2 rRNA genes are annotated in these 3260 nt (G+C 54.4%); both read left to right on the top strand.

Annotated elements, in window-relative coordinates:
• The first annotated feature begins 137 nt into the window (after positions 1-137).
• Positions 138-3030, top strand: a 23S ribosomal RNA gene (locus tag ACT3TY_RS17780).
• Between the two features lie 122 nt (positions 3031-3152).
• Positions 3153-3260: ribosomal RNA gene (gene rrf, locus ACT3TY_RS17775) — 5S ribosomal RNA — on the top strand; the annotation flags it as partial.

Here is a 3260-nt window from a genome sequence, read left to right as displayed (position 1 = left end):
CAGTCGCTCTTTAACAATGTATATCATGCTGACATTAACGTTTTTTTAAACGTTGATACGTAATTGTTGTGTGATACGTCTCAAGCGTATCCGGCAATCGTTGTCATTGCGAGATACCAGACCCCTTCGGGTTATAGGGTCAAGCAATGAAGCGCACACGGTGGATGCCTAGGCAGCCAGAGGCGATGAAAGACGTGGAAGCCTGCGATAAGGTTCGGCGAGGTGGCAAACAACCTGTGACCCGGACATCTCTGAATGGGGAAACCCACTGACCACAAGGTCAGTATCGTGCCCTGAATACATAGGGGTACGAGGCGAACCAGGGGAACTGAAACATCTAAGTACCCTGAGGAAAAGAAATCAACCGAGATTCCCCCAGTAGCGGCGAGCGAACGGGGACCAGCCCTTAAGCAGGTGACTGATTAGACGAACGAGCTGGGAAGCTCGGCCATAGCGGGTGATAGCCCCGTAGTCGAAAATCTGATCCTGTGAAATCGAGTAGGTCGGGGCACGAGAAACCTTGACTGAAGACGGGGGGACCATCCTCCAAGGCTAAATACTCCTGGCTGACCGATAGTGAACCAGTACCGTGAGGGAAAGGCGAAAAGAACCCCGGAGAGGGGAGTGAAATAGATCCTGAAACCGTGTGCGTACAAGCAGTAGGAGCAGACTAGTTCTGTGACTGCGTACCTTTTGTATAATGGGTCAGCGACTTATATTCAGTGGCGAGGTTAACCGTATAGGGGAGCCGTAGGGAAACCGAGTCTTAACTGGGCGACACAGTCGCTGGATATAGACCCGAAACCGGGCGATCTATCCATGAGCAGGGTGAAGGTTGAGTAACATCAACTGGAGGCCCGAACCAGGATCTGTTGAAAAAGATTTGGATGACTTGTGGATCGGAGTGAAAGGCTAATCAAGCCCGGAGATAGCTGGTTCTCCTCGAAAGCTATTTAGGTAGCGCCTCACGTATCACCGCCGGGGGTAGAGCACTGTTTCGGCTAGGGGGTCATCCCGACTTACCAACCCGAGGCAAACTCCGAATACCGGTGAGTGCAAGCGTGGGAGACACACGGCGGGTGCTAACGTCCGTCGTGAAAAGGGAAACAACCCAGACCGTCAGCTAAGGTCCCCAAATTCTGGTTAAGTGGGAAACGATGTGGGAAGGCTCAGACAGCTAGGAGGTTGGCTTAGAAGCAGCCATCCTTTAAAGAAAGCGTAATAGCTCACTAGTCGAGTCGGCCTGCGCGGAAGATGTAACGGGGCTAAACCAGATACCGAAGCTACGGGTTCATCCTCAGGATGAGCGGTAGAGGAGCGTCGTGTAAGCCGATGAAGGTGAGTTGAGAAGCTTGCTGGAGGTATCACGAGTGCGAATGCTGACATGAGTAACGATAAGGGGAGTGAAAAACTCCCCCGCCGGAAGACCAAGGTTTTCTGTTCGATGCTAATCAGAGCAGAGTGAGTCGGCCCCTAAGGCGAGGCCGAAAGGCGTAGTCGATGGGAAACGGGCTAATATTCCCGTACCGGACATGATTGCGATGGGGGGACGGAGAAGGCTAGGTGGGCCAGGCGTTGGTTGTCCTGGTGAAAGTCAGTAGGCCTGGGTCTCAGGTAAATCCGGGACCCTTCAAAGCCGAGAGACGAGACGAAGACACCACGGTGTCGAAGTCATTGATGCCACGCTTCCAGGAAAAGCCTCTAAGCTTCAGATCATGTGCGACCGTACCCCAAACCGACACAGGTGGTCAGGGTGAGAATCCCAAGGCGCTTGAGAGAACTCGGGTGAAGGAACTAGGCAAAATGGTGCCGTAACTTCGGGAGAAGGCACGCCGGCGTAGGGTGAGAGGACTTGCTCCTTCAGCCCGAACCGGTCGAAGATACCAGGTGGCTGCAACTGTTTATTAAAAACACAGCACTCTGCCAACTCGCAAGAGGACGTATAGGGTGTGACGCCTGCCCGGTGCCGGAAGGTTAAATGATGGTGTTAGGATTCGTCCGAAGCTCTTGATTGAAGCCCCGGTAAACGGCGGCCGTAACTATAACGGTCCTAAGGTAGCGAAATTCCTTGTCGGGTAAGTTCCGACCTGCACGAATGGCGTAATGATGGCCACGCTGTCTCCACCCGAGACTCAGTGAAATTGAAATCGCCGTGAAGATGCGGTGTACCCGCGGCTAGACGGAAAGACCCCGTGAACCTTTACTATAGCTTCACACTGGACGCTGATGTTGCCTGTGTAGGATAGCTGGGAGGCTTTGAACTTCGGACGCCAGTTCGAAGGGAGCCAACCTTGAAATACCAGCCTGGCATCATTGGCGTTCTCACTCAGGTCCGTTATCCGGATCGAGGACAGTGTGTGGTGGGTAGTTTGACTGGGGCGGTCTCCTCCCAAAGAGTAACGGAGGAGCACGAAGGTACCCTCAGCACGGTCGGACATCGTGCAGTGAGTGCAAGAGCATAAGGGTGCTTGACTGCGAGACAGACACGTCGAGCAGGTGCGAAAGCAGGTTCTAGTGATCCGGTGGTTCTGTATGGAAGGGCCATCGCTCAACGGATAAAAGGTACTCCGGGGATAACAGGCTGATACCGCCCAAGAGTTCACATCGACGGCGGTGTTTGGCACCTCGATGTCGGCTCATCACATCCTGGGGCTGAAGTCGGTCCCAAGGGTATGGCTGTTCGCCATTTAAAGTGGTACGCGAGCTGGGTTTAGAACGTCGTGAGACAGTTCGGTCCCTATCTGCCGTGGGCGTTGGATGTTTGAGAAGAGCTGCTCCTAGTACGAGAGGACCGGAGTGGACGACCCTCTGGTGTTCCGGTTGTCACGCCAGTGGCATTGCCGGGTAGCTATGGTCGGACGGGATAACCGCTGAAAGCATCTAAGCGGGAAGCCCCCTTCAAGATGAGACATCCCCGAGGCCTTGAGCCTCCTGAAGGGCCCAGCGAGACCAGCTGGTTGATAGGCACGGTGTGGACGCACTGCAAGGTGTTGAGCTAACGTGTACTAATGGCCCGTGAGGCTTGACCCTATAACACCCAAGGGGTCTGGTCGCAGTGACAACGATGACTACCGGATACGCGCGCTGGGCGAGCAAACGCCTGGCACGAGAGACGATCACACGACACAGCATGATGTACATTGACAGTTACGCCTGACGACCATAGCGAGCGTGAACCACCTGATCCCTTGCCGAACTCAGTAGTGAAACCGCTTAGCGCCGATGGTAGTGTGGGGTCTCCCCATGCGAGAGTAGGTCAT

Origin of the sequence: Halomonas sp. AOP22-C1-8 (genome assembly GCF_052378905.1) — a bacterium.
GTDB classification, from domain to species: domain Bacteria; phylum Pseudomonadota; class Gammaproteobacteria; order Pseudomonadales; family Halomonadaceae; genus Vreelandella; species Vreelandella citrativorans.
The sequence above is the reverse complement of the archived record's forward strand: the minus strand, read 5'-3'. Positions and strand labels throughout refer to the sequence as shown.